Source organism: Paraburkholderia dipogonis (genome assembly GCF_046027395.1).
GTDB lineage: Bacteria > Pseudomonadota > Gammaproteobacteria > Burkholderiales > Burkholderiaceae > Paraburkholderia > Paraburkholderia dipogonis_A.
Window position 1 is genome coordinate 1 of the sequence record NZ_JAQQEG010000042.1, and the last position, 25,926, is coordinate 25,926.

General features: G+C 62.0%; 26 protein-coding genes and 1 pseudogene. 15 read left to right on the forward strand and 12 right to left on the reverse strand.

What is annotated here, in order from left to right:
• Positions 1 to 1,682: 1,682 nt before the first annotated feature.
• Positions 1,683 to 2,533: pseudogene (locus PQR32_RS33220) on the reverse strand (AAA family ATPase).
• 459 nt (positions 2,534 to 2,992) lie between these two features.
• Between PQR32_RS33220 and PQR32_RS33225 the strand changes: the two are divergent.
• Positions 2,993 to 3,202 carry a hypothetical protein gene (locus PQR32_RS33225; protein WP_408237290.1) on the forward strand — a complete coding sequence of 70 codons (210 nt, stop codon included), beginning with the start codon at positions 2,993 to 2,995 and terminating at the stop codon, positions 3,200 to 3,202.
• Positions 3,203 to 3,318: 116 nt separating this feature from the next.
• The gene (locus tag PQR32_RS33230; RefSeq protein ID WP_408237293.1) at positions 3,319 to 4,017 is read left to right on the forward strand and encodes an SDR family NAD(P)-dependent oxidoreductase; all 699 of its coding nucleotides are present in this window, start codon (positions 3,319 to 3,321) and stop codon (positions 4,015 to 4,017) included.
• 19 nt (positions 4,018 to 4,036) lie between these two features.
• Here the strand turns inward: PQR32_RS33230 and lhpH are convergent, their stop codons facing one another.
• From lhpH to PQR32_RS33255, 5 genes are all read right to left on the reverse strand, one after another.
• Positions 4,037 to 5,044 (reverse strand): trans-3-hydroxy-L-proline dehydratase, encoded by a 1,008-nt coding sequence (gene lhpH, locus PQR32_RS33235; protein ID WP_408237296.1) that lies wholly within the window; start codon positions 5,042 to 5,044, stop codon positions 4,037 to 4,039.
• Positions 5,045 to 5,077: 33 nt separating this feature from the next.
• Positions 5,078 to 6,199 (reverse strand): branched-chain amino acid ABC transporter substrate-binding protein, encoded by a 1,122-nt coding sequence (locus PQR32_RS33240; protein WP_408237299.1) that lies wholly within the window; start codon positions 6,197 to 6,199, stop codon positions 5,078 to 5,080.
• A gap of 125 nt (positions 6,200 to 6,324) precedes the next feature.
• Positions 6,325 to 7,035: a lysophospholipid acyltransferase family protein gene (locus tag PQR32_RS33245; protein ID WP_408209503.1), complete on the reverse strand. Its 711-nt coding sequence runs from the start codon at positions 7,033 to 7,035 to the stop codon at positions 6,325 to 6,327.
• A gap of 191 nt (positions 7,036 to 7,226) precedes the next feature.
• Complete coding sequence (locus PQR32_RS33250) at positions 7,227 to 7,598, reverse strand: lysozyme inhibitor LprI family protein (RefSeq protein ID WP_408237301.1); 372 nt, start codon at positions 7,596 to 7,598, stop codon at positions 7,227 to 7,229.
• Between the two features lie 66 nt (positions 7,599 to 7,664).
• Positions 7,665 to 8,912: an MFS transporter gene (locus PQR32_RS33255; RefSeq protein ID WP_408237304.1), complete on the reverse strand. Its 1,248-nt coding sequence runs from the start codon at positions 8,910 to 8,912 to the stop codon at positions 7,665 to 7,667.
• A 388-nt stretch (positions 8,913 to 9,300) separates the two neighbouring features.
• On the opposite strand from PQR32_RS33255, the gene PQR32_RS33260 reads away from it, so the two are divergent.
• Positions 9,301 to 9,573 carry a hypothetical protein gene (locus PQR32_RS33260; protein WP_408237307.1) on the forward strand — a complete coding sequence of 91 codons (273 nt, stop codon included), beginning with the start codon at positions 9,301 to 9,303 and terminating at the stop codon, positions 9,571 to 9,573.
• 60 nt (positions 9,574 to 9,633) lie between these two features.
• Here the strand turns inward: PQR32_RS33260 and PQR32_RS33265 are convergent, their stop codons facing one another.
• The gene (locus tag PQR32_RS33265) at positions 9,634 to 9,951 is read right to left on the reverse strand and encodes a hypothetical protein (RefSeq protein WP_408237310.1); all 318 of its coding nucleotides are present in this window, start codon (positions 9,949 to 9,951) and stop codon (positions 9,634 to 9,636) included.
• A gap of 774 nt (positions 9,952 to 10,725) precedes the next feature.
• On the opposite strand from PQR32_RS33265, the gene PQR32_RS33270 reads away from it, so the two are divergent.
• Positions 10,726 to 11,052, forward strand: a complete 327-nt coding sequence (locus PQR32_RS33270; RefSeq protein ID WP_132377496.1) for an H-NS histone family protein — start codon at positions 10,726 to 10,728, stop codon at positions 11,050 to 11,052.
• A gap of 298 nt (positions 11,053 to 11,350) precedes the next feature.
• The gene (locus tag PQR32_RS33275; protein ID WP_408237313.1) at positions 11,351 to 11,632 is read left to right on the forward strand and encodes a hypothetical protein; all 282 of its coding nucleotides are present in this window, start codon (positions 11,351 to 11,353) and stop codon (positions 11,630 to 11,632) included.
• 61 nt (positions 11,633 to 11,693) lie between these two features.
• On the opposite strand, the gene PQR32_RS33280 is transcribed toward PQR32_RS33275, so the two are convergent.
• The 3 genes from PQR32_RS33280 to PQR32_RS33290 form a co-directional block, all read right to left on the reverse strand.
• Positions 11,694 to 12,218 carry an arsenate reductase/protein-tyrosine-phosphatase family protein gene (locus PQR32_RS33280; protein ID WP_408237316.1) on the reverse strand — a complete coding sequence of 175 codons (525 nt, stop codon included), beginning with the start codon at positions 12,216 to 12,218 and terminating at the stop codon, positions 11,694 to 11,696.
• A gap of 246 nt (positions 12,219 to 12,464) precedes the next feature.
• Entirely contained in the window at positions 12,465 to 12,665 is a 201-nt protein-coding gene (locus PQR32_RS33285; RefSeq protein WP_408237319.1) for a hypothetical protein, read from the reverse strand.
• 208 nt (positions 12,666 to 12,873) lie between these two features.
• Entirely contained in the window at positions 12,874 to 14,442 is a 1,569-nt protein-coding gene (locus PQR32_RS33290; RefSeq protein WP_408237322.1) for an MFS transporter, read from the reverse strand.
• A 369-nt stretch (positions 14,443 to 14,811) separates the two neighbouring features.
• Here PQR32_RS33290 and PQR32_RS33295 point away from each other — a divergent pair, with 369 nt between their 5' ends.
• Positions 14,812 to 15,477, forward strand: coding sequence for a gamma-glutamylcyclotransferase (locus PQR32_RS33295; RefSeq protein WP_408237325.1), 666 nt, complete (start codon positions 14,812 to 14,814; stop codon positions 15,475 to 15,477).
• 4 nt (positions 15,478 to 15,481) lie between these two features.
• Here the strand turns inward: PQR32_RS33295 and PQR32_RS33300 are convergent, their stop codons facing one another.
• A complete protein-coding gene (locus PQR32_RS33300) occupies positions 15,482 to 16,144 on the reverse strand; it encodes a J domain-containing protein (protein WP_408237328.1) in 663 nt (220 codons plus the stop codon).
• A 471-nt stretch (positions 16,145 to 16,615) separates the two neighbouring features.
• On the opposite strand from PQR32_RS33300, the gene PQR32_RS33305 reads away from it, so the two are divergent.
• From PQR32_RS33305 to PQR32_RS33330, 6 genes are all read left to right on the forward strand, one after another.
• Entirely contained in the window at positions 16,616 to 17,275 is a 660-nt protein-coding gene (locus tag PQR32_RS33305; protein ID WP_408237330.1) for an NADPH-dependent FMN reductase, read from the forward strand.
• A gap of 326 nt (positions 17,276 to 17,601) precedes the next feature.
• The gene (locus tag PQR32_RS33310; RefSeq protein WP_012427561.1) at positions 17,602 to 17,817 is read left to right on the forward strand and encodes a DUF6566 family protein; all 216 of its coding nucleotides are present in this window, start codon (positions 17,602 to 17,604) and stop codon (positions 17,815 to 17,817) included.
• Between the two features lie 131 nt (positions 17,818 to 17,948).
• Entirely contained in the window at positions 17,949 to 18,902 is a 954-nt protein-coding gene (locus tag PQR32_RS33315) for a ferritin-like domain-containing protein (RefSeq protein WP_408237334.1), read from the forward strand.
• Positions 18,883 to 20,337, forward strand: coding sequence for an indoleacetamide hydrolase (iaaH, locus tag PQR32_RS33320; protein WP_408237337.1), 1,455 nt, complete (start codon positions 18,883 to 18,885; stop codon positions 20,335 to 20,337). The genes PQR32_RS33315 and iaaH overlap by 20 nt, the downstream gene beginning before the upstream one ends.
• 63 nt (positions 20,338 to 20,400) lie before the next feature.
• A complete protein-coding gene (locus tag PQR32_RS33325) occupies positions 20,401 to 21,177 on the forward strand; it encodes a CDP-diacylglycerol diphosphatase (RefSeq protein ID WP_408237340.1) in 777 nt (258 codons plus the stop codon).
• A 151-nt stretch (positions 21,178 to 21,328) separates the two neighbouring features.
• Positions 21,329 to 22,339, forward strand: coding sequence for a fatty acid desaturase (locus tag PQR32_RS33330; RefSeq protein WP_408237343.1), 1,011 nt, complete (start codon positions 21,329 to 21,331; stop codon positions 22,337 to 22,339).
• 74 nt (positions 22,340 to 22,413) lie between these two features.
• On the opposite strand, the gene PQR32_RS33335 is transcribed toward PQR32_RS33330, so the two are convergent.
• Positions 22,414 to 23,466: an AraC family transcriptional regulator gene (locus tag PQR32_RS33335; protein ID WP_408237346.1), complete on the reverse strand. Its 1,053-nt coding sequence runs from the start codon at positions 23,464 to 23,466 to the stop codon at positions 22,414 to 22,416.
• A 170-nt stretch (positions 23,467 to 23,636) separates the two neighbouring features.
• Between PQR32_RS33335 and PQR32_RS33340 the strand changes: the two genes are divergently transcribed.
• The 3 genes from PQR32_RS33340 (at position 23,637) to PQR32_RS33350 (ending at position 25,893) form a co-directional block, all read left to right on the forward strand.
• Positions 23,637 to 23,780: a hypothetical protein gene (locus PQR32_RS33340; RefSeq protein WP_408237349.1), complete on the forward strand. Its 144-nt coding sequence runs from the start codon at positions 23,637 to 23,639 to the stop codon at positions 23,778 to 23,780.
• A gap of 110 nt (positions 23,781 to 23,890) precedes the next feature.
• Positions 23,891 to 24,661 carry an enoyl-CoA hydratase/isomerase family protein gene (locus PQR32_RS33345; RefSeq protein ID WP_408237352.1) on the forward strand — a complete coding sequence of 257 codons (771 nt, stop codon included), beginning with the start codon at positions 23,891 to 23,893 and terminating at the stop codon, positions 24,659 to 24,661.
• A 2-nt stretch (positions 24,662 to 24,663) separates the two neighbouring features.
• The gene (locus PQR32_RS33350; RefSeq protein ID WP_408237355.1) at positions 24,664 to 25,893 is read left to right on the forward strand and encodes a CaiB/BaiF CoA transferase family protein; all 1,230 of its coding nucleotides are present in this window, start codon (positions 24,664 to 24,666) and stop codon (positions 25,891 to 25,893) included.
• Positions 25,894 to 25,926: the final 33 nt, after the last annotated feature.

Genomic DNA, 25,926 nt, shown 5'->3' on the forward strand with positions numbered 1-25,926 from the left:
TTCGACCCGAAGCCGCCGGTCGCGCATCTGCATTATCTATGGCCGATAACAGAATCTTCCGGTCTTTGCGAGGGTCGTTTTAGATCGAGGCCACCTCCTCATAGCAGTTACGGCCATTTGCGTCGATGCATGTGTGCTCTCAGCATCAAACTCACGGGTGAGCCATACGAAATTTTCGCCAACCGGTTAGCCCTCTCACTTGAAATGAGGCTCGCGCCTACCGCATCGTCGAAAAAGATGGAAACAGTTAGAACATGTGCGGCGTACGGTGCAAACCGCGAGAGCGATGGCGTAACCTCCGTTTTTCAACGTTGCCGAATGCGCCTATGCGCGTCGGCTGGAAGTAGAAAAGCTCTTTCGTGATTTCGGTAACGTTCTTCTGCGCGGCATGATCGACTGCATCTTTCAAAGAGGCTTGCTCGATGGCACGACAGACATCAACAACGGGACGTATCGTTGGAGACGCTATTTGCTCATTGCTAACGCTGGCATATGCACAAGTGAATAAAGGCTTTCGTTCGGACGTCTATCCATAGCCCTGTTTCGTGGCCTCCGGCCGACCGAGCCGCGTTCGATTCGCCAATCACGAACGGCCGGTAAGAGCAAAGCTGCAGCCCCTCCGCTTGGCGCGGCGACTGCCCCTTCATGGCCGCTTGCCGCCTGATGCGTTGGGCCCAGATCGAGCCACATGGGACGTTTGACTTTCTACAGAGCGGTCGTTCGTGACTGTCCGACACTGGATGCAGGCAGGATAGTCAACATCGATCGCGGTCCGCGGCTTCCCCGTTCAGACTGCTTGAAGATCGTCATGCAGGTAAAACCGGCTGTATTCCGCGCGATCCGTGGTCGTAGAGCGACGCAAATGTGTCACCGTTTCGGCAGTAATTGTGTCAATCGGCCTAAATTACAGCGTTGACAGCAATCTGATCGTATCTTTGGTGCGCGCCAGCAAGCGAACTGGCGGCGCCGCCGCCTGCGGCGAGCGCATTGACAGCCGAAATTTCCTCGGGCGTCACCATGGTCCTAGACACAAAGCGACGCGTCAAAGCTCGCTTCGGCCGCACTACAGTAACCCCCGCTCGATGTAGACCCGCGTGATTGCCCGACGATTCTCTCCCGACATCGGTTCTAGCCTGTCAGGCGACCATTTCCTACTGCCGTACCTTGCCCCGCAGTCTGCACAGCGATAAGGTGTCTCGAGAAGGCGCACGTTTAGCAGATACGGCGCTTCGTACCCGCACTTCCGGCAAGCTGCCTCAAGGGGCAACGAATGCGCGGGGCAAACCATAACCCTGTCTATCTGGTAGAGAGCACTGTGGTACCCGCAAGCGATGCATCGGCGGCAATAGCGGAATGACTCACTGCGAGGCCGGTGCTGAAGTGCCGGCAGGAGCGCGGCACGGAGGGTTTTCGCCGGCAGATCAAGTGTGCTGCGTAAGCGCTCAAGCTCGATCGCTTCCAGTTGCGGCACCACCCCTTCGTACGGATCGACACGCGGCCCCGTCAGTCGTGCGAGAGCGTAGCCAGGAAGCGCATTGGCCGTTTTGAACTTCCACAGGATCGAAACTATGGACTCGCACGGCTCCAGCCATTTCTTGTTGAATACGCACCCGAGCGCGGGGGTCAGCGAGCGTTCCTCAAGCGTGAGAATCGGAAAGCGCAGCCGCGGTAGCAGCGCCTCGCTACGCGGCGGCGATGAGGACGCGACCGGTTGCATGGCATGACTGAACATAACCGCAGTGCTGCACTGCGTAGGCCCACAATGCGGGTTCCGGGTAGTATCCAAGGCCGTCCCTAAGTTCGCTTTCCTTCAGGACGATCTCAACGACGCGTGCGAACGACTCCATTGGAATCTCCAGACGCCCCGGCAGACTCGCCTTGTGGTGCGCCGCTTCGAACGCCCGCCAGTGTGTGTCTGCATCACTGACAAGACGATACCCGGCGTCGAACGCCTGTGGAATATAGAACCGTGTAAAGCTCCACTCGCTTGCTTCGGGGTACGCTGTCTGGTCGTATCCGCACAGGCACGTCGCGACATCCCCGGCGTTGCGTATGCCGTGGAATGACAGCTCCTCGACCATCAGGCGCGGACGATCTGCGTTTTTGCTGCGATCTGCAGCCCGGTCTTCTGCGCGAGGAGCTCCTGCTGGCCGACGAGGAACGTGAACAGTTTGATCTGATGCCGATCGAGCGCGTCGTGAACATCTCGCAACCACTCGTACTCGTTTTCGTTGCAGCGCTGGGCCTCGTCGCAGAACAGGAGCACTGTTCCGCTACCCGCGCGCGCCGCTGCCTCCCTTATCCTCAGCGACAAGCGCATGCGTTTTGATGGATTTGTACCTGCGTTGGGATCCGGGTCGCCGACGGCCTCAAGCAGGTTTGCAAAGAACGGCCCTTCTGCGTGCCGCGGTTTATGCTCGCACTGCGCGTGGTAGCTCGTCATCTTTGGATGGTTCTAAGCTAACAGCAGGCGAACATATTCGATCGCGCGCGTTTTGCCGATCCGGGAGGGTCCGTAAATCAGCGCGCCCATGATCCGGTAGCGCAGGCAGCGGATGACCAACTCATAGAAGGCCTCAATCGCTGGCGTGGCGATACGGTACGCAACCGTTTGGGGGCGTGTCTGGGTCGACTCGAAGATGTAGAGCGCTTCATCAAGCGTCTGTGCCTCCGTCATCATTGCCAGAACGACGCCCTATCCCTGCGGCAGCGCATGCACGCCCACTGCCCCATGCTAGTGCAGCGCAATCACGCTCAAACCCCGGAAGGACGGCCCAATCCAACCCCTTTTACTTTATTTTTTTGCACTTGCACAACCGCTCCATCGAGCCGGATACTAGTTCGGCCCGCGTCGTCTCTTCTGTCGACCCAGAGTCGGCGCTTTAGCGCCTTACTCTGGTCTCATGCAACGTAGTTGCAAAAGGGTGCATCAGTCTTCGCCCGCTCCGTGCGGGCTTATTTTGAACGATGGATGCGAACGTCAGGAGGCGCCATGGAAGTCTGCGATGGATGCTCCGACATCGACGGCCTGCCAGTCGATGTGCAACGGCAGGAAAACCTCACGCTCATCGGTGTCGCGGAGTGCAACGGCACGCTCGTGCTCGAGCACTATCGCTGCGATAAATGCCGGGCCGTGATCGCCAGACAATTCACGGGCGACTCCGATGAACGAATCTGGAGCGTGATCGAAACCGCTCATTGAGCCTTCGACACCGCCATTCGCCACCTCAGTGCAACTCACCGTGAACGCCTACAATCAGCAAGGCATGCCGCGGCACACACACGCCGCCGCGCTTCCCTGTTGATTCCGGAGGAACCATGAGTCGAACTGAGACTGCATTGATTGTCGGCGCGGGCAAGGGCTTGAGCGCCTCCCTCGCACGCCTGTTTTCGGCGGAGGGCATGCAGGTCGCCCTCGCTGCCCGCGACACCAGCAAGCTGACGGACCTGGTCGATGAGACGGGCGCCCTGCCCGTGAGTTGCGACGCCAGTCAAGCGGACCAGGTCACGGCACTCTTTGAGCGCGTGGAAAAGGCATTCGGCGTCCCCGATCTCGTTGTCTACAACGCGAGCGGCCGCTATCGCGCGCCAGTTGAAACCATCGAACCACAGAAGCTCGAAGACGCCTTTAAAGTGACCGCCCTCGGCGGCTTTCTCGTCGCCCAGGCCGCAGCAGTGAGGATGTTGGCGCGCGGCCACGGCACGGTACTGCTGACCGGTGCCACTGCCAGCGTGAAAGGACTGCCCGGCTCGACGCCCTTCGCCATGGGTAAATTCGCGCTACGAGGCATGGCCCAAAGCATGGCGCGCGAGCTCGCGCCGAAGAATATTCACGTTGCGCATTTCGTGATCGACGGCGGCATCGCCAGTAGCGCGAGAGGTCCGGAAGACGGCGACGCGGACGACAAATGGCTGGACCCCGATGCCATTGCAAGGGAATACCTTCACATTCATCGTCAGCATCGCAGCGCGTGGACGTGGGAAGTCGAACTGCGACCGTGGGTCGAGCGGTTCTAGGCGTCGTTGCTCGTCTGATCTAGCGAACCAGGAATCCGTAGGTGAGCGGGTCGCGCTCGTCGACTATCCAGGTCGCGAAGCCGCAGACAAACGCGTTGCCTTCGACTTCCGGAATGACGGCCTTGAAATCACCCACTGTCGTTTCGCTCAGGACGCGCCCTTTGAACACGGTGCCGATTATGGACTCGTTCACCAGGGTGTCGTCCTTGCCCAGTTTCCCTCGCAAATAGAGCTGCGCGACCCGGCCTCCGGTTCCGGAGCCGGTCGGTGAACGGTCCACCTCGCGATCGGCGAACACACAGCAATTGGCTTGCGTGGAACCCTCATGCCGCGGCGCGTTCGCAATGATGGTGCCGTAGATGTGGTTGATCTCGGGGATATAGGGATGCTCGACAGGAAACGCCTTGTTGGCCGCCTGCTTCACTTCAGCACCGAAGCGGATGAGCTCTTCCACCGACGACTCCCGCACCGCGAGACCATGCGGTTCGCCGTCGGTGTAAAAGTAGAACGCGCCGCCGAACGCGATATCGCCCGTCACCGAACCGAACGACGGCGTCTCGACGGTCACGTCCTGCTTCCAGATAAACGACGGCACGTTGACAAAGCGAACGTTGCCGGCGTGCTCGCCATCCCACTTCACGAATGCTTCGATGAACCCGCACGGCGCGTCGATGCCGACGCGCGTTTCGGGTATCTCACGCTGAACCCAACCCAGTTCGACCGCCGCCGTGGACAGCGCGATGACACCGTGGCCGCAATGATCGCTGTACCCTTCGTTGTGAAGGAAGATGATGCCGAAGTCGGCATTGGGGCTGACCGGTTCCGTCAGATACCCGCCGTACATATCGGCATGCCCACGCGGTTCGAACATCAAAGCCCGGCGGATATCGTCGGCGTGTTGCTTCAGCCATGCGCGCCGCTTGACGATCGTGTCGCCTGGCAGACGCGGCAAACCGCTGGTGACAATGCGGAATGCCTCGCCGCCAGTGTGAACTTCAACAGTCTGGATAGTGCGTGAAATTTTCATGTTTGCTTCATGAAGTCAGTGGGTCGCTTGCCGTTACTGTCCGTAAGGGGCCGGCAAGCCGTTCTTGATGATGTACACGGTAGTCGGCGCGCCCTTCAGGTCGCCGTACTCGTCGAACGAATAGGTGCCCGCGACGCCCTTATAGTTTTCCTTCGCGAGTTGCGCGGTCAGCTTGGCCTTGTCCGTTGTCGTTCCCGCCTTTACCATCGCGTCGGCTAGCAACTTGACGCCGTCGTAATAGCTCACGGCGTAGACCTGTGTGTCGATGTTGTAGGCTGCCTTGTACTTTTGCAGGAACTCGCGGCCGGCCGCTGTCTTCTCCAGCGCAATGCCGCCCTGCGCGCAATAGACGATCGATGCCGCGTCGCCCGCGACCTTGCCCATGTCAGCCGAGCAGATGCCATCGCCGCCGAGCAGCTTCGCCCTGAGTCCGCGTTGGCGCATCTGTTTGGCCATCGGCGCACCCTGCGCCGCGTATCCGCCGAAGAAAATCACATCGGGATTCTTGGCCTTGATGGTCGTCAGAATGCCGAGGAAGTCGGTCGCCGACGAGCTGGTGAACTCCTGTTCGATAATCTGAATGCCGTTCGCCTTGGCGACCTTCACGAACTGCTCGGCGACACCTTGACCATACGCCGTGCGATCGTCGATGACGGCGGCCGTCCTGGCCTTCAACGTCTTCGCGGCGAACTGCCCCATCGTGCCGCCCAGTTGCTCGTCGCTCGCGCCGATCCGGAAGATGTTCTTGAAGCCCTGCTTCGTCAGCGCCGGGTTCGATGCGACCGGCAGCATCGGCACATTGCCGGTGTTGTAGACGCGCGAGGCGGGGATCGCCACGCCCGAGTTATACGGTCCGACCACGGCGACCACGCCGCTGTCCACCAGTTTCTGCGCAACCTGCACACCGATTTTCGGGTCCGCCTGGTCGTCTTCCGAGTCCAGTTTAAAGGTGACCTTCTGACCCGAGACGGTGACGCCCGTCTTGTTCAGCTCGTCGATGGCGAGCCGCGCCCCGTTCTCGTTGTCCTTGCCGTTCGGCGCCTGCGGACCGGTGAGCGGCGCCGAATGACCGATGGTGACGACAACCTGGGCACTCGCGGACAAGGTGAAACCAGCGGCCATCATTGCGGCCGCAGTCATTGCAAGACATCGCATACCGGACTCCGATTGGACTAGGAGCAATCACCATATGCTCAATTGGGTTCCAGTTCAATCGAGCGGTACGCCAGGCTATGGCATCGGCAAATGGTCCGCCGCGTCACATGCGGGCTCGACAATCATCAAAGCCGCAGCAGTTCGTTTTTCATCCACTCATGGACCGCGTGACTCAATTCCTGCTGGGTCATGTCCTGCGGAGACAACGGCGGCCCGACTACCACGCGAATGTGCCCGCGACCGTCGGGCCAGCCTTTTGTCGGCCAGACCTTGCCCGCGTTCAAGACCACGGGCACAGCCGGCACGCCGGTCGCACACGCCAATCGAACGCCGCCGGACGTCATCCGCAACGGTGCATCGTGTGCCACCCGGGTGCCCTCCGGGAAAATCACGACGACGTCGCCCTTGGCCAGCCTCTCCGCGCTTTCCTTCGTCACAGCCTGGTGAGCCTGTCGTGCGGAGCCGCGGTTCAGGCTGACCATATCGAGGCCACGCAACACCCAGCCGAAGAACGGGATGCGCAGAAGATCTTCCTTGAACACAAAACTGATGCGGCGCGGAAAAAGCGCGAGAAACGCGAGCGTTTCCCAAGTGGATTCGTGACGGCAAAGGATGATCGCCGGACCGTCCGGAAGGTTGTCGAGCCCGTCCACCGAACATGAAACGCCGGGTAGCCAACGCATGACGAAAACCAGCGCACGACACCACTGCTTGGCGAGCCAGTATCGTCCGGCGCGTCCGACGAAGGGAAAGAGAAGCAGGATGAGGATTGAATACAGCGTGCCACTACCGAGAAGGTAGACGATAAAAAGCCATTTGGTGAAAGTTGAGCGCATCGGGACCTGAATCGGATGGTAAGCGGCGGATGGATTTCATGGTAACGCGTTGAGACTACGCCGTGAGTGATACGTTCAGTCGCGCGCGGGGAACGCGCGCCGGATGCTCCCGTTGCTCACTGATGGATTGAATTCGACTTGCCTTCGCAGCGCATTATCCCGCATCCGTTTCTGGAAGACACCCGGCGCGCTCAGAACGGCCCACGACTCGCGAGCCTGGCATATTCGTCATTGAGCGTCCCAATGCGTCGCCGGTATGCATCGAGCAGACACGACTGCTTACCGCCGCATGCTTTTCTGGACTTCAGCCACGCCTGCTGCTCGTCCTGCATATCGCCCCGCGTGCCCATGGCAACCAGGCCCGTCAGCATCTGGTAGCGCACGGACATTTCGACGTCCATCTCGCTCAGCTGCCGTGATGCGCAGACGGCCTTTTCGTCCGGCGATCGCGCCCGGCCGCAGTCGAAGCTGGCAGCCAATGCAGAAGCGGAACTGAGCGTGACCATTGCCAACAGCACCCATCGCAAGTGTCGTTTGATGCCTTGATCGCGTTGCCGATTCATCACTCTTTCGCGTTCGAGTTGAATTACCGTGAGCATGGTCCGAACGGCTAGACCAGGACCCGACCATTATTCCGTACACGCCGGGCAAGCCACCGCTTCAGCGGCGACCTTCTGCTCGCTGCGGCCAAAGCTCGCCAGCGCGGCGAGCCCCAGCAACGCGAGGCCGCTACCGAGCAGAAAGTCGGCGGAAATACCCACATGGTCGACTACCACGCCGCCCACCAGCGACCCCAGCGCAATCGCCACCTGAATGATGCTCACGAACAGTGCCGAACCCGCTTCGGGCGAATCCGGCGTGGCGCGCTGAATCCAGATGCTGAAGCACAGCGGCAACGCGCCGAAGGAAATGCCCCACGCAAGCACCAGCGCCACGACGCCGATCGTCGAATGCTGCAGCACCGGCAGCAACACCAGTGCGAACATCAATAGCGAAACCATCGCGCCGACCGACACTTTCAGGTTGCGCGTCACCGTCGATGAAACCGCGAAGTTCGAGAAGAACCCGATAATGCCGAAGCCAAGCAGCAGCCACGTGATGGTCGACATGTCCAGATTCGCGTTGTGCAGCAGGAAAGGCGTGATGTACGTGTACGAGGAAAAATGCGCGCCGAAAGCGAGCGCCACCATCAGCATGCTTCGGCGCGGATGCGGCCGGCGCAGCAGCGCCACCAGATCGCGCAGACGCAGCGCGGCGGTCGACGGCAAGGACGGCACGAAGAAGAATTGCGCGACCAGCGCCACCGCCACCAGCACGCCGGTCGCCATGAACGACACGCGCCACGATGCGAAGCTCGCGATGAACGTGCCGAGCGGCACGCCGATCACCGTTGCGCACGTCACGCCGGTGAGGATCGTCGCCATGGCGCGCGCCGAATCCTTCGGCTTCACGAGACGTCCCGAGGCCGCCGTGGCCAGGGTCCAGAAACCGCCCAGCGCAGCGCCGAGCAGCGCGCGCCCGAGCAGCATGCAGAGAAAATTCGGCGCAAACGCGGAAATCAGATTCGACGCCAGCAGCAAAGCCGTCAGTAAAAGAAAGACCCGCCGGCGATCCATGCGCCCCGCCACCAGCATCAGACCCGGCGCTGAAATGGCCGCGATGACGCCGGGGACGGTGACCATCAGGCCGGCCGTGCCGGGCGACACGCCCAGGTCCGCGGCGACGCGCGGCAACAGTCCGACCGGCAAAAACTCCGTCGTCACGAAAGCGAAAGCGCCGATGGCGACAGCCATGACAGCCAACCAGGAACGCAGGGACGACGACGCGCCATCGTCCAGCGAGGCCGTGCTCGCGGGCAGATTGTCTTCGATCAACATAATATTGTTTGCGAGTCTCTTAACAACGGGTGGGATTGGAGCGGCCGCACCGCGCTAATCCATTCGCAGACCGCCCGGCACGATTAAAAAAGCAGGCCATATTGGCCTGCTTGCCGGAAAGTGACGCGATTGCAGTCTGGACAATCAGCGGGTGAAAACCCGAATGGACCACACCATAACATCGTATTAAATCGCTCGCTGACGACTCCGGAAAATTGCAGTCGAGCGTGGGGTTATTGGTGCGGCTTTTGCGCCGGGCTCGCTGCGCGGGAAATGACGCGGCAGGCGCAGCGAAGCGCAAGCGTCACCTGGGCACAGCGTTTGCTGAAGCGCACGTCAGCGTTTTTAACATCCGCTCATCCGCTCACAAGAAAAGAGGACATCGCCCATGGTTACTACCCGCCCTTGCACCGCCACTTGCGTGATCGACGGCATGCCGCTCACCGTCACCTTCTATCCGGACAACGGCGTGTTGCGCATCGCGGATTCGTTGGGGACGTGCATCAAGGAAACGCGCTGGCATGCGTCGTGGCGCGCACTGCTGGACGAATTGCGCGGCTTCACCGAGCGCGCCGCCGTCGAAGGACAGTGTTTCGACACGATGATGGGTCATTTCGGCGAGCGCGCCGATCATCCGCTACACACTATGGCGCTCGCATAATAGCGGCTGACGGGAATGCGGTGCTCGCAATCGCGCACCGCATTCCCGAAGATAGACCGGTCATTGACCAAAATAGATTCTGCATTGCGGCCCGGAAGTCGTGCAGGGCTGGCTTTGCCGGCCTCCTGTTTCCGATTGTCCCGTAGCCACGCCTCCGTAGGACACGTTCCGCACCGGCTGGGCGCCAGGCATACCCTGTCCCGATTCGCTGAACGACATGTCGGTCGTCGCTTGCGCCGATTCGTTCGCATTCTGTTGCATCAGCGCGCGGCCCGACATGCCGGCGCCCTGCTGGCTGTCGATGTCCAGTGCAGCCGCTGTTTTCGGCGCCAGCAGGAGCACGGCGCTGGCCAGCGCCATCCATAATCGTAGTTTCATGTCCAGACTCCTTGAATCCGGCGCAGCAGTTCTCGTCCTCCAAAGAATTGATCCGCGAAAAAAAGCCAGGTTGCCCAATGGGCAGACGGACGAGTCGATGCCGATGCCAACTGCTGCGGCGAGTCATCGAACTAAACGAGTAATGAGTTGCCAGACCTGCAACCGATGTCGGACGCGTTCTCGCGGCTGGCCGGAATCAGTCGCCGCAGGCTGGAAGCACGGATTTTGGCTCCGCTGTTTTCTTTATAGCTCGGCCACTCAGGAATTCAATCGCGGAACACCCGGCCCGGTCTGCCGCAGCCGGAGTAGTTCGATAGAAGAGATTTGTACAAAATCATCCAAACCGGTACGTGCGTTGGCCGCCCAGTGCGTTATGATGCTGACATAACGTCAATAATCGGCCCCGCGCGAAGTACCGGCGAGAGACGGAGCGTGGAGATGAAACCGGCCTGCCGCAATCAGTGCATCGTCAATACCGTTTTTTCCCTTGTGAGCATGAGGCTTAGCGTGAGTCATACGCAGCCTTCCTTGCCGCGCGGCGAAGCGCTTGAATATTCACTGATCGACACCCCTGAATTTGATAGGCGGCCGGGTCGGCTAATTGCTGCGCCGCGATAAATGGGGCGATGTTTTTTAAATGCTGCCTTTGGAATTTCCTTCAATCGATAACCACACCGCGGGCCGTCCCCATTTATATGGGTCGATGCCTTCGCGGATTCCCCTTGCAATCTGTAATTGACAGAACGCCGGACGTTTTAGAAGGACGAATATCTTATGGACGAAAGGAAGCGAGATAGCATGATTGCGTATCTCCGCCATCGCATGGAAGAGTTTGGCATCAAACCAGAAGACCTTGCTGCAGTGCTGGCATCCGAGCCGGCCGCGCAAAAGGCTGAACGCTACCGTAGCGCAACTGGAGATAGCTGGGACGGCCAGGGCGAAATGCCCCAGTGGCTGAAACAGGCAATCAGCGCAGGTCAGTCCATTGACCACTTTGAATTGTCGGCCGCGCCGGCGCCTGCTCCGCAGCCGAAAAAACGCGTGGACTGGCAGAACGACCCATTCGCGGGAAGTCCGCTCGCGCGCTCGAACAACCGATAGACCGCCGCAACATTCTCCCGCTAGCGTAAGGAAATCACCCCGCACTTCCTCCTTGGGAAATCGCCGGTTCGGCAGATTCGCAAGCACGCATGTACCCGTGCCACGCACGCATGTGATGCGCTGTCGCGTGCGCTTGCCCCGCTTTGTCACTTGCATCCAGACGCCTGTGCCCGCCGTATATCCGGACAGAGCAGCGCAATTGCGCGTTGCATCTCGAGGACCGCTCACGGCAATCACGAGCGGCATACGTCCAGCTCACAGCGATCCTGATGCCGATGAGCTCGCAAGGAGAAAGGTCATGCGCAAATCAATGCTGAAAATCATGCTGGGGTGTGTCGCCGCGCTTTCCGTGGCAAGCGGTGCGGCGCTCGCTCAGGGCGGTGGCAACGGCCAGGGCGGCAGCGGCGGCGGCAACGCGCACAGCGCGGCGACCGCGGGCATGACCCATTGGGGCGATCCCGTCTCGAATCCGCTCGACCCGATGCCGGGAACCACCATGAAAAACATGGATTCGGCCAATGGCAACCCGCAGCCAATGTCGACCAGCGACCCAATGAATGCCGGGAAAACCGCGCAGTGACTTTTGCTGGCGTTTCGCATCAGGGCCTGACTAAAACTGAGCCGGCGCCTGCGCAAAGTGTTCAAGCGTCACACGTCGTGACGCGTTGCGGCGAGGCGCTCACAGCGGGCATCGCCGCCGCAGTCGCCGCGGTGTTGGCCGGCGTCGCATATTGCGGCAGTTCGATAAAAGCGCTCATTTGCCGCACGATTTGCCAGAACACTTTCTCGAATAGACGCGCGCGCTCCGACTCGGCGATGTCGTCGGCGAGCGGATCGGCGAAGCTCCAGGTGCACGACGCAGGCTCACCAGGAAACGCGGGCGCGTGGTGTGCGTCGACGGATTCGTCCAGCGCGACGACGAGGTCCATGCGCGGCGCCCATTCGCCGGTGAATTCCAGCCAGCTTTTCGGGCTGAGAATGCCGAGGTCCGAGATGCCGGGCCGCAATTGCGCGACCGCGAATGGATGAACCCGCGGGGCCGGTTCCGGCCCCGCGCTGAATGCGTCGAACCGGTGTCCCGCCAGTTCCCGCAACAGAGCTTCGGCAATGATGCTGCGTGCTGAATTCTCGCGACAGAGAAACAGCACCTTATATTTTCTGGTCACGCTTACCCCGTACCCGTGTTTTTTTGTTTGATTCTGTGTGCAATTCTGCCGGCTCAGTCTTGCGCCCTCGTGACACTACGATGTTCAAATTTGTTGCGCCACGAGAATTTGTACCAGGGTCACTCGCTCACGGGCAACGAGCAACGGGCATCGCGTGTCGCGTGTCGCGTGTGCGCTGAAGTGTACCAGCGCAAGCGTGGAGCTTTCATTAAGCCTTCAGCAGAGAGCAAACCGGGATCGAGTGCTTCAGACAGAAGCGTCGCTCTCGCGTCGGTCGGAGACGATCCGGTTGGCCGCGTCGCTTCCGTCGGACGCCGCTGCGGGTGAAGCATCGAACATCATGGCCGCGGGCGGCGTGCTGATCGCCTTGACGCCATTGGCAATGCCGGGTGCCGCGACGTAGGGAACAAACGCCGCCACCGCAACTACAACGATGAAAGTGAACATGGCCGTCGTGCCTCTCGGGATTGACTGCGTGAAAGTCAAACGAAGCAGAACCGCGTGGCAATGAGCCGGCGTCGCTCTTCACGGCGGCGTTCGAGCGGCCACTGTCGCGGACGCGTCATTGATTCTAGAAGTGCAAATTCGAACGCTAAAGGCCGCTCTCTATATCAATTCGGTCTACCTCTATCGTCTACCGGCCAGGCGGCATTCCTCACACGGCTGCGGATTCGGTGGTCTCGCATTGCGGCTCGCCGCGTCGCTCGTCGCGCGATCCCGTGCGGCTCAAAAACGCGAACGACGCGAATGCGGACAGCAGCGTGATCGCGATCAGCACGTGCAACAGACGAGTGAACGCGTGGGTGTAGATCAGCGCCAGTTCGTGCCTGCCGACGTGCGGCAAGCTCGCGACGGCTTGCGCCAGGTCGCCGGTCGTTAGACGTTGCGCTGCTTCGGCGAGATGCGCGACCGTCGCCGGGTCGGCGTGCGGAACGAGTCGCGCGAGGCTCGACTGCGCCAGTCCGGCGAGCAAAGCCGTGACGATGGCGAGCGCGATGCCCTCGCCTGCCACGCGCGTCGTGCTGAAAATGCCCGACGCCATGCCCGCCCGCTCCTTCGGCACCACGCTTACCGACAGGCCGTCCATCAAACCCCACGGCATGCCCGCGCCGATGCCGGTCACGAGCATCGGCAGGATTACTGATTCCCGCGAGGCGCCCATGTCGACGCCGCTCAACCAGTAAAGCCCCGCCGCGGCGATCAGAAAACCGATACCCGACAACACGCCCGCGGAGACCCAGCGCGTGAGTGAAGCGGCCAGCATCGGCACGACGAGCATCGGTGCCGACAGCGCGATCATCAGAAGACCCGCGTCCATCTCGCTGAGACCTTCGACGCCGATAAAGCGCAGCGGCAGCATCACGATGAGCACGATGTAGCAATAGCAGGTGCCGACCGGCAGAACCTGCACGCCCACGAAGCGCGGATAGCGGAACAGGCTCAGCTCGAGCATCGGCCGCGCGACCCGCATTTCCACCAGCACGAACGCCGCCAGCAACAGCGCCGAAGCCGCCAGCATGCCGGCCACCAGCGGGCTCGACCAGCCGCTTTGCGGCGCCTGGATCACGGCGAGCGTGAAGAGCGCCAGCGTACCGGTGAAGGTGATCGTGCCCGGCCAGTCGAGGCCGCTTGCGGCCGGATCGCGCGTCTCGCGCATGCGCGGCACGCCGAAGATGAACGCCAGCGCGCCGATCGTGGCAATCGCCAGGAAGATCGCGCGCCAGCCGAAGTGCGTGATCAACGCGCCGGCCATCAACGGACCGAACGCGAGTCCGATGCCGAAGCTCGTGCCCAGCATGCTGAACGCCCGGGTGCGAGCGTGGCCGTCGAATTCCTGCGCGAGCGCTGCCGATCCGCTCGCCAGCGATGCCGCCGCGCAGACGCCTTGCATCGCTCGCAATACGTCGAGCCAGGCGACGGACGGCGCGAAACTCATCGCCAGCGAGATCACGATGAAGCCGCCCAAGCCGCTCACGAAAAGCCGCTTGCGGCCGAACTGGTCGGCGAGCGCGCCGGCGGCCATCAGCAGGCTACCGAAACTAAGCATGAAGGCATTGGTGATCCAGGTCAGCGCGCTCGCACTGCCGCCCAGGTCGCGCCCGATTGCGGGCGTGGCGACTGCGCCGCCGGAAAAAGCCAGCGGCAGCACCAGCGCGGCGAGACAGACGGCGGCGAGAATCAGCGGTTTGCCGCTGTCCGTTTTGTATGAGGTGGCACTGTTCATCGATTGGCCCTTCGCCAAGAATCCGGAAGTGGCGCAGACGGTCGGGCACCGGCCAGACGCGGGCCGAGCACGCTTCATCAAGCGCTCAAGGGCGCTATTCTGTTGGTGGATTGGCGACGGATAAAGAGCGTGCGTGTCGTCACTGAGTCGCCTGAAACGCGACAATCGCCGCCGCCTAGCCTGGCTCGCTACCAAGGCATTCGGCGTTGTGCGCCCGCCGATTGTGCTGCTGAGAGCGACGCACTATTTCCCCCAGACGGATTTATCGCGGCCAATCCCGCCTTCATACTGAGCTTGAGAGTTTTTGCACGTCCGTCATGCCGGGCGGACAAGCGACGCGCCACGCCACACCACGACGGAAATCACGGGATGCTGAACAGAAACGCCATTAGCTCGGGCGCTTACCTCGAAAGTTTTGAATCGCTGCCCAGGGAAATGCTGTGGACGCAGGCGCAAATCGACGCGTCGCTCGCGCACACCATGCAGCAGCGTCCGGACACCGGTGATGTCTGGGTCTTCGCCTACGGCTCGCTGATGTGGAATCCGATCTCGGACTTCGACAGCCGCCGCATCGCGACCTTGCACGACTGGCATCGCAGCTTCTGCATCCGCATGATTGCCGGACGCGGCACGCCGCAGCAGCCGGGCCGCATGCTTTCGCTCGAACAAGGCGGCAGCACGCAAGGCGTCGCGTTGCGCCTGTGCGGCGAGACGCTCGAAGAAGAGCTGCGCATTCTCTGGATTCGCGAGATGGTGACCGGCGCCTATCGTCCGACGTGGGCGCCGCTCACGCTCGAGGACGGCACCGAACTGTCCGCGATCGCCTTCGTGGCGGATCACGGGAACTCGCAATACGAAGGCGACGCCCGAGCGCCAGTGATCGCACCGTTGATGGCCGTGGCGACCGGTCTGTTCGGTACGAACGCGGAGTACGTGTTCAAGCTGCAGAGCGCGCTCGCGGACTGCGGCCTGAACGACTCTTATATCGACGAACTCGCCTCAGAACTGACGCGAATCGCCGGGCAGCCGGCGTGATGTGTCAAAACCGCAAGCCGTTGAGAAACTGAAACCACAAACCTTCCAGTACGCCGGCCGGGTGGGTCTCGGCGGCGGGTTCTTCCCGCTTGCCCGAATGGGCGCGGCTGGCCGGCGCACCCTGCCTGGCGGGGTCCTGTTTCACTGAAGTTGCCTCGGACTGGGCTGAAACATCGGACGCCTCTGCGGCCTCGGCCTCAGCCTTCGCCGCTTCACGGCGCGAGGCCTGCAACGCCGACACGCTGTCCGCGATCTGCGCGGCTCGCCGTGCCTCGCATTGACGCCCAAGCAGCACGCCGAACAGCACATCGCGATTGTGGCCGTCGTCGGCGAAACGCATGGCGAGCGAGACCATTTCCGCATACGCGGCTTCGTCAACAGCACGCGCCGCCGCTTCGCGCTCGGCTTGCGCCTTCTGCTGGCGTGCGTGCTGCGCTTCCCAGCTGCGCATCTGCTCGGCATAAACCGCGTCGTACACCTTGCGCTGCGCGGCGTCGGAGAGGATCGCGTACGCGTCCTTGATTTCCTGGAAGGTGGCGCGTGCAACGTCCTCGGCGCCGCTATTGCGGTCGGGATGCCACTTCATCGCGGCCTTGCGGTAGGCGCGCTTGATTTCTTCGTCCGTGGCGTGCGTGGGCACGCCAAGGGTGTCATAAAGGGTTGCCATTGCTTGTTCGACCTCGCCGTGATTGGCTTCGCGGACGATCGTAACATGCAAAAACCGGCTTTATCGTGAAGCGGCCCGGTCGCGGGCCTCTCCGTCAGCACGTAAAAAAAGGCCCCGCCACTGGCGTGGCGAGGCCGAGTCCCATGTCAAGGAGGTGTCATGGAGGTGTCATGGAGGAGACGATTCGATCATAGCCGCATGTCATCGCGCCCCCAAACAATGCTTCGCCATATGCTTATCCGGCGCGGCTTCAAGTGCATTGCAGCGCACGCGGCATGGGCTCCGCGACGCCTCCGGCGGGCGCACCGCCGTGCCGGCAACACGCCGCGCGGTTATATCGTTAGAACAAAAAGTCGCTTCGTGCGGCGCCCGGCGCTGATTAAGATGACACTTCAAAGTCCGGTTCGCCCCGGTCCGCCACGCGCAGCCCCGCGCCGGCGCATCGTGAGCCGCTACCGAAGGAGCATTTCGTTGACCAGTTTCGATCATCATCGCCGGCCGCTCGTCATCGGCATTGGCGGCACGACACGCGCCGCCTCGTCGACTGAACGCGCGCTCGGCTTCGCGTTGCGCGGCGCGCAGGCAGCCGGCGCGAACACCCGCCTGTTCGGCGGCACCTTCCTGCACAGCCTGCCCCACTACGCCCCGGAACAGGCTCACCGCACGGATGAACAACTCGAACTGATCGAGGCCGTGCGCCATGCGGACGCATTGATCATCGCCACGCCCGGCTATCACGGCGGCGTGTCCGGTCTCGTCAAGAACGCGCTCGACACGCTCGAGGAATTGCGCGCCGACGAGCGTCCGTATCTGGATGGCCGCGCGGTCGGCTGTATCGTCACGGCTTATGGCTGGCAGGCCGCGGGCTCCGTGCTGACGTCGTTGCGCTCGATCGTCCACGCGTTGCGCGGCTGGCCGACGCCGTTCGGCGCCGGCATCAACACGCTGGAAACGCGCTTCGACACCGTCGACACCTGCTCCGACGCCAAGGTCGTCGATCAGCTCGCCACGGTCGGCCAGCAGGCCGCGCAATTCGCGCTGGCGTTCAACGCGCACCGCACGCCGGACGCCGCGCCGCTCGGCAACGCGCTCAAGGAAGCACAACCCGCGCGCCTCCTGCACGCGGTTTAAATCCCCTTTCCGCCACAAGACTCACGACGCCGTGGACCCGCCTGGGCGGCCCACGGCGCGGTCGTTCGCGCGAACCGTGCGGCACATAACAGACCCGTGATCCGCAACGCCGGATAGTGTGTTTGAACACAGCGAATATGATCCGATCGGGGCTCCTGTATACCTCCCTCCTGATTTGCTTACGACGAAAGATTGGTTCACCCGCTGCGCAGCGCGGCCTAGGCTTGATCCTGCCCGCTGATTTACCGGCCGCGTGACGCTACGGGTTGCGTCCGACGTGCCGGCCTTTTCGCAACGCATGCGGGGCATAACGACTGCCAAAAATCATGAATGCACATATTCGCTACAAGGGTTACGAAGTTGCACCGGCCGCACAACAACTCCCCAACGGCCTGTTCGCCGCCAACCTGACCATCGAGAAAACTTCCGCGAATCACGACCAGCATTATTCGTTCGACGCGCTCGATTACTTCTTCGACGAAGAGCACGCGCTGGCCTACGCATTCCGCTGGGGACGCATGTGGATCGATAACCACCAGTAAAGTCACCGATCGCGTCATTTGCATCATTTGCGTTGGGAGCGGCGCCGGCCAGCTTGCGCCGCTCGGCATCGGAATTTGAACGGTTGTGCCAGAATAGGCGACACATCGAGTTCGCCCTCTGTACGCCTGCCATGTCCGATACACTGACAGATGCTGCCGAAGACCGCACCCTACGCCACTGGACATTCCGCGGCCCCGCCCGCGTGAAGATCGGTTCCGAGGCGCACAAGCAGATGTTTTGCCGGATGCTGCTTGAAACCCACAACCCTTATAAACCCGCCGTGATCGAATGGCCGGCGCTGCCGCCGGATGCACTCGAACGGCTGTGTTCGCTGCCGATCTGGGACATCGCCGTGCAGACCGAAGGCCGCGCGTCGATCGCCGTCCATACCTATGCCGCGCAGTTGAGCGATCCGCTGCTGCGCGAAGCCATCACCATGGACGGCGACGAAGAAGCGCGTCACAAGCACGTGCTCTCCAGGCTGGTCGCCGCGTACGGCATCGAGATCGCGCCCGAGCCGGACTATCTGCCGCCGCGCGACGCCGAATGGGAATGGATGCGCACGGGCTATAGCGAGTGCATCGACAGTTTCTTTGCGTTCGGGCTATTCCGCTCGGCGCAGCAATCGGGCTTTTTTCCCGAGGCGCTGGTCGAGACTTTCGAGCCCGTGATTCAGGAAGAAGCGCGCCACATTCTGTTTTTCATCAACTGGGTCGCGTGGTATCGGCGCACCATGCCGCTCTGGCGCAGACCGTGGCATTCGCTGCGCGTGGCCGCGATCTGGGTGGTGCTGGTGTGGCAGCGCCTCGCGATCGCAAGAGGCATCGACGCTAAAGGTATGGCGCACGATTCGAATTTTCTGCCCGCGAGCAGCGGCGTCATTGGCGAAGTCGTGAATACGCGCGACCTGTTCGCGCTCTGCCTCGCGGAAAACGACCGGCGCATGAGCGGTTACGATACGAGACTGCTGCGGCCCAGGCTGGTACCCACGCTGGCCCGCATCGCACTGCGCTTCATCAACCCCTCGCGCCGGGAAACCCCATCAGGACAAGGAGACGCCGGCCATGACATGGACCGTCGATGAACAACTCGCGTTGAGCGCTACAGAAGCCGTCGCCGCGATCCAGTCCGGCCGCCTGAACGCCGCCGACTACGTGGCCACCTTGCTCGCGCGCGCGGCGGCGCTCTCGAGCCTCAATGCGCTCACCACGCTCGACCTCGACGGTGCGCTCGCCGCCGCGCGGCGCATCGACGCCTTGCCCGCGGCCGACAAGACCCGCTTGCCGCTCGCCGGTTTGCCTATCGTCGTGAAGGACAACATCAACACGGCGGGCATGCAGACTTCAGCGGGCACACCGGCGCTCGAAGGCTTTGTGCCGAAGACCAATGCGCCCTCCGTGCAGCGCCTTATCGACGCGGGCGCGATCGTGCTCGGCAAAGCGAATATGCACGAACTCGCATTCGGCATCACCAGCACGAACCTCGCCACGCACGCCGGGCCGGTGCGCAATCCCTACGATCCCTCGCTGATTCCGGGCGGCTCGTCGGGCGGCACCGCGGTGGCGATTGCCGCGCGCATCGTGCCCGCGGGTCTGGGCACCGACACCGGCGGCTCGACCCGCATCCCGGCCGCATTGACGGGCACGGCGGGGTTTCGTCCGTCGGTCGGCAACGGCGGGACCGAACGGCGCTATCACGATCCGGACGCCGTGGTGCCGATCAGCCATACGCGCGACACCGTCGGGCCGATGGCGCGCACCGTCGCCGATATCGCGCTGCTCGACGGCGTGATCACCCGCGCCGGCGCATTGCCGGCCGTCGCGCTGAGCGGTTTGCGCATCGGCTTGCCTGCGCCGCTCTGGGAAGGACTCGAGCGCCAGGTGGAGGACGTCGCTCGGGCCGCGTTGAAGCAACTCGAAGCGGCTGGCGTAGTGTTCGTGCCGATGGCGATGAGCGAGCTGGACCAGCTGAACGGCATGGTGGGCGGCCCAATCGCGATCCATGAGCCGCGCGAGGACGTGCTGGCCTGGCTCGTCGCCAACGACGCGCCCGTCAAAACCGTCGTGGAAATGGCGGCCCGCATTGCCAGCCCGGACGTGCGCGCGATCTACGACGGCGTGCTCGACGATGTGCTCGGCGACCGCTACGAGGCCGCGCTGAATCATTGGCGGCCGCGCTTGCAGCAGTACATGGCCGCGACGTTCGCCGACGAGCGCCTCGACGCGCTGCTGTTTCCGACCACGCGCCTCGCCGCCGTGCCGATCGACGATATCAACGGCTCGTCCGTAGTCTCGATCGACGGTTCCGCGGCAATCGACACCATGGACGCCTTTCTACGCAACACCGATCCGGCCAGCACCGCGGGCATACCGGGGCTTTCGCTGCCGGCGGGCATGACCGCGAGCGGCTTGCCAGTGGGACTCGAACTGGACGGCCCGCTCGGCGAAGACCGACGTCTTCTTGCGATTGGCGTTGCTTTCGAACAGCTGCTTGGCGCGTTGCCGGCACCGGTGCTTTGATACCGGAAAAAAACGTCGCCAGCGCCTCTTGCAAATTCAACCGAACCGCCAATGAAAACATCAATGCCCGCTCTCACGCAGCGGGCCCTCTTGCGCCACGGCGCGCGAATCGCCGCGGCGTTAGCCATCGCATTGGCCGCCAGCGCATGCGCGCGGCTCGCCACCGTCGACTCGAATGCGCTGTGGAAAATCGTCGATCTGCGCTGCGTGCCGTCGCAGCAGGCAACCGGCACGCCGGGCCAATGCACGTTTGTCGACCTGAACAAACGCTACGCTATCCTGAAGGATATTGTCGGACGCTCGCAGCATCTGTTGATTCCGACCGACCGCATCAGCGGGATCGAAAGCCCGCTCGTGCTCGCGCCGCATGCGCAGGATTACTGGGTCGACGCCTGGGACGCGCGGACCTACGTCGAGAAGTCGGTCAAGCGCTCGCTGTCTGACAATCAACTCGGCCTCGAAATCAACTCGCAATATCGACGCACGCAGAATCAGTTGCATATCCATATCGATTGCATGCGCGGCGATATCAGCGAAGCGCTCGCGCGTCACGCGAAGGACTCGCCTGATGAATGGCGCTGGGAGACGCTCGACGGCAACCGCTACCGCATCATGCGCGTCACCTCGCTTGAGGGGGCCGACAACCCGTTTCGCATCGTCGCGCGCGACAACCAGGGCGTCGGCGCGATGGCCGGGCAAACCATTCTCGTGACGGGCGCAGGGCCGTCCGCTGAGAAGGACGGCTGGCTGGTCGTGAACAGCGGGCTCGACGTGGACAACGGCAGCGGCTCGGCAGAAGCCCTCCAGGATCACGCCTGCCGGGTGGCGGACGCGCCGTGAACGCCTGACCCGCAAGCCCGCAGGGCGCGCCGGCGCTTACGGCCGCCCGCCTATGCACGTTTGAGCAGATGCATTGCTGAACAAATTGGTTCTGGCAACGCGCGTGGGTCCGTAGGATCGGTCTGAACCTGCATTCCGACCGATCCTGTCCATGGCGATTTATCTCGACGATACACAACGCAACACACTCGCCCGCCTCGCGACAAGCTGGACCTGGCGCACGCAATGGCCGACGTGGGCGCTGATCGTGACGATCTATGGGGGATGGTTCGGCGTGGCGACGCATGCGCGTGAACTCGGTTTGCCGCTCACAGCACTCCTGCTGGCCGTGCTCGGCACGTGGTACATGTCCTTGCAACATGAACTGCTGCACGGCCATCCCACGCGTTCGCCGTTCGTCAACGCCCTGCTCGGTTTTGCGCCGCTCGCCGTGTGGTTTCCCTACGGCATCTATCGCGACTCACACCTTCAGCATCACGACGATCCGCATCTGACGCATCCCGAGCGCGACCCGGAAAGCTACTTCGTCAGCGCGCTCGTGTGGCGACGCGCGGGTTGGGCGATTCGCGCACTGCTGACCTTCCGTAATACGTTTATCGGCCGCCTGCTGGTCGGGCCGGCGTTCGCCGTTGCCGCAACGAATGGGGACGCGCTGCGTCGAATCAGAAGTGGCGATTGGCGTGATGTCCCGGTGTGGCTCGCGCACTTCGCCGCACTCGCCGCGCTTACGGCATGGCTGCAACGTGCGTGCGGGATTCCGGCGTGGGTCTTTATCGTCGGCGCGGGTTATGGAGCGCTGTCGCTGGGTTCGATCCGCTCGTTTCAGGAACACCGCGCGGCGCAGGCACACGAGCATCGCACCGTCATCAACGAAGCCGCGTGGTTCTGGCGTCTGCTGTTCCTGAACAATAACTATCATTTAGTTCACCATGACTTGCCGCATGTCCCGTGGTTTGCGCTCCGGAACGTCTATGAAACGTCCCGCCAGCAATACATAGAGCGCTCGGGAGGATTTCTGGTAAAGGGTTACAGCGAATGGCTGAAACTTTATGCGTTCGCTCGAGTCGCCCATCCGGCTTATGGGGATCTATCCGACTTGATCCAGAGTAAGCCAGCTGCTTCTGACAGTTTTGCGGGTAAATTGCGGGCAAATTCATGGTAATCCGTCTGGGTTTTGAGTAAACGTTAGTCTACCGAACTATTTCGAGCCCAATGCTTTGATGTGACAGCGCCCCCTCACCCGTCCTTGCCCATTCCCTTCCGGTACAGGCTGGGCGAATTTCCAGTCCACTTCCTGAAAGACCGGCGAAAGCTCGCCGCATCCGAAAATCCAATGCGCTCGGCGACCTGATCAATGGGAAGCCTCGTATTTTCCAGAAATTCGATAGCGAGCGAGCGGCGAACATCGTTCAACAAGGTTTGATACGAGTAGTTGTCGTCGGCCAGCCGTCGATGCAAGGTTCGCAGTGACATGCCGAGTTGCGCGGCCATCTTCTCGGCGGATGGGAACACGCCCGGCGCGTTCAGGCAGGCCATGCGGATTTGCCGCGGAAGTTCGGGAATGCCATCCCGTTCTTCGAGAATGCGATCACAAAGTTGCTGGCAGATTTGCGCAGTGATCGGATTCGCATTCGGGCATGGACGGTCCAGTACATGCACGTCGAAATGCCACTCCATCGTATCGGCGCCGAACTCCACGGGACAGTCGAACATCCTTTCGTAATTTCGCCAATGTGGCGGCGCCGGATACGCCATGACCATCCGCTTCGACGGAAATGGCGCTTCCAGCACCCGGCTGAATAACACCGTCATCGAGCTTCGCCAGAATTCGGCAACGAACGGCAACATGTCGCCGAGCGAAGCGAGTCCGTGGCTGCTCAGAATGCCGGTATCCCCCTCGGTGGAATAGCTGATCTGCAAAACCGCGCCGGCCATCCTGACATTTTCGACGCTGAATTTCAGGGCGTCTCCAAAGGTCGTACTGCTGACCATGGCGTAGCCATATATGCCGAAGTCACTGATCCTCTGACGCGCACCCGCGAGCAATCCAACATCGGCTCTTGTTGCAAGCCGCTGGGCGTTTCGATAAATGGCAAGGCGCTGACGATGCGAAATTCTCGCCTGCGAATCCTCCAACTGTTTCGCATGGACGCCCGTATTCGCGAACAGTTTGTTGACGGAAACGCCCTCCGCGGCCAGTTCGGCGGCAAGCGCGGCCAAGCCCAGAAGACTCTGCGTCGGTGCGTCGAGATCCGGATGTAGCGGCGTGATTATTTTCGGTGGTCGCACGATATGTCTCACTCCAGTTGCGGACATGCTCGCACATTTTTCCGATCTTGGTCGAGTGCGGTTGGCACACTTTGACGCGGCAATTGGCATTGTTGGACGTTGCTGCCCAATGAGCGCGCTGAGATAGTAACCATCAACGGCGCAAGCCGAAAACCAGATGGAGACAAGCCATGAAGCCCTCAGTCAGCCACGTTGCGGCACTGGTGACAACCCTGATCAAGGCCTATCCGGAACCCATGGATGGCGCAATCGACCCCCTCCATGCGGCGACGCAACACGCTGCGTCGATTCGAGCCGCAGCGGCTTCGGCGTAACACATCGGCGACGGACTCGTCGGCCGACACTTCCACTCGCGTGCAGCGCCGCAAGCGCTGCTCAAAGGCCGTAGCCTTTGCTTCGCCTATCGCACATTGCAGAGAGAACCATGACCACAGTAAAGATTGAAATGGATGGCGCCGTCGGAATCGTTTCATTAGGCAAGCCACCGCACAACCTGATCGACGACGCGATGATCGCGGATTTGCTCGCCGCGTATCGCGGCGTAGTCGCCAACGGCGCCCGAGCGATCGTGCTCAAAAGCGACATGCGGCACTTTTCCGCAGGCGCGGAAATGAGCTCATTTACCGATGGCAAGACGGTGATCCAGCACAACGCCGATCAATTCCTCGAGTTCCTCGACGTGCTCGAGAACGCACCGGTCCCGACACTCGCCGCCGTGCACGGCGCCGCGCTTGGCGGTGGCCTCGAACTGGCGCTGACTTGCGACATGATCGTTGCCGCGGACACGGCCTACTTCGGCCAGGTCGAGAACATCGTTGGTCTCATTCCCCTGCTCGGCGGCACGCAAAGACTCGTGCAGCGAGCGGGCGTCGTGCGGGCCAAGGAAATCGCGTTGATTGGACGGCGGCACCCAGCGGAAGCATTTGAACGCTGGGGCATCATCAATCACGTCGTGCCCGAAGCCGAACTCCAGACTGCCGCCATGTCGTTCGCCCGGCAACTGGCAGCAGGCCCGACCAAGGTCCTCTACGGCATCAAGCAGCAGGCCAATCTTGCTGCCAACGGCGGCGTGCGCAGCGCGGACCTGGAACAGATCAACCTCAACAACATGATCTGGCAGACGGGCGATCGCGAACGAGGTTTCGCTTCGTTCTTTTCGACCGGCCCCGCAACCGCCGAATTCAAGGGAGACTGATCATGTCCGCACCGCTCGAAGGTATTCGCGTGATCGATTTCACGCGAGTGCTGGCCGGACCGCACTGCACCAAAACGCTCCTCGATCTCGGCGCCATCGTGACCAAGATCGAGCCGCCCTCCGGCGATATCGGCCGCGTGAGCATGCCGCATATCGGCGACATGTCGCTGTATTACGTGCAGCAGAACGCCGGCAAGCGCAACGTGAGCCTCGATCTCAACTTCCCGGAGGCACGCTCGATCATGGTCGACATGTGCCGGGACGCGGACATCATCGTCGAGAATTTTCGTCCCGGGACGCTGAACCGGTTTGGACTCGGCTATGAGCAGGTGCGCGACTTCAACCCGTCCGTGATCTACGCCTCCTTGAGTGGCTATGGACAATCGACGTCCTGGCGAAACCGTCCGGCGTTCGCGCCGACCGTGCAAGCCGAGTCGGGACTGACCGACATCGTCCAGAACCATTTCGGCGATGCGCTCACCGAGGTCCGTAACGACGCATGCAGCCACGCCGACATGTACACCGGGCTTCACGGCGTCATCGGCATTCTGGCCGCGCTTCAGCATCGCGCGCGAACCGGCGAGGGGCAACACATCGACGTCTCGATGGCTGCCACCATGCTATCGGTGAACGAACGCGTGGGCGCACAACTGTCGGAAATCGATACGGAGGGCGAGCCGATCATTCTCTCGGCGCCCGATTCGCACATCTTCGATTTGCCCGATGGACGCCAACTCACCATCGCGGGCAGCCCGATCTACACGCCGATGTTTTCGCGTTACTGCGCAATGATGCGCCGTAACGATTTGCTGAGTGACCCCCGCTTCGGCACGGCGCTTTTGCGGCGGCAAAACATTGCTGATTTGCTGGCCGAAGTCCGCGCGTGGATTCTCACGTTCAACGACCTGGATCTGCTTCAGACGCAGGTCAGCGAAGCGGGATTGGCAATTGGCGTGGTCCGAAGCGTCAACGAGTTCGCCGATTCCGAGTGGGTGCAGGAATGGGGTGCGCTAGTCGATGTAGACGACAGATCGGGCGGCACGACACGCATGCCCGGCGCGCCGTGGCATTTCAGCCAGTCCGAGTTGCCGCAGCCGGGCAGCCCCGCTTTCCAGGGCGAGCATAACGCCGAGGTGCTCTCCGAGCGCAAGCTCAGCGCGGCGTACATTCGCGATTTGCAGGAACGCGGAATCCTTCTCAGCAGGCACAGCCCCACGCGCCCGTTCGACTGAACGTAGATGCCATTGCGCGAGCGGCTCGCACCT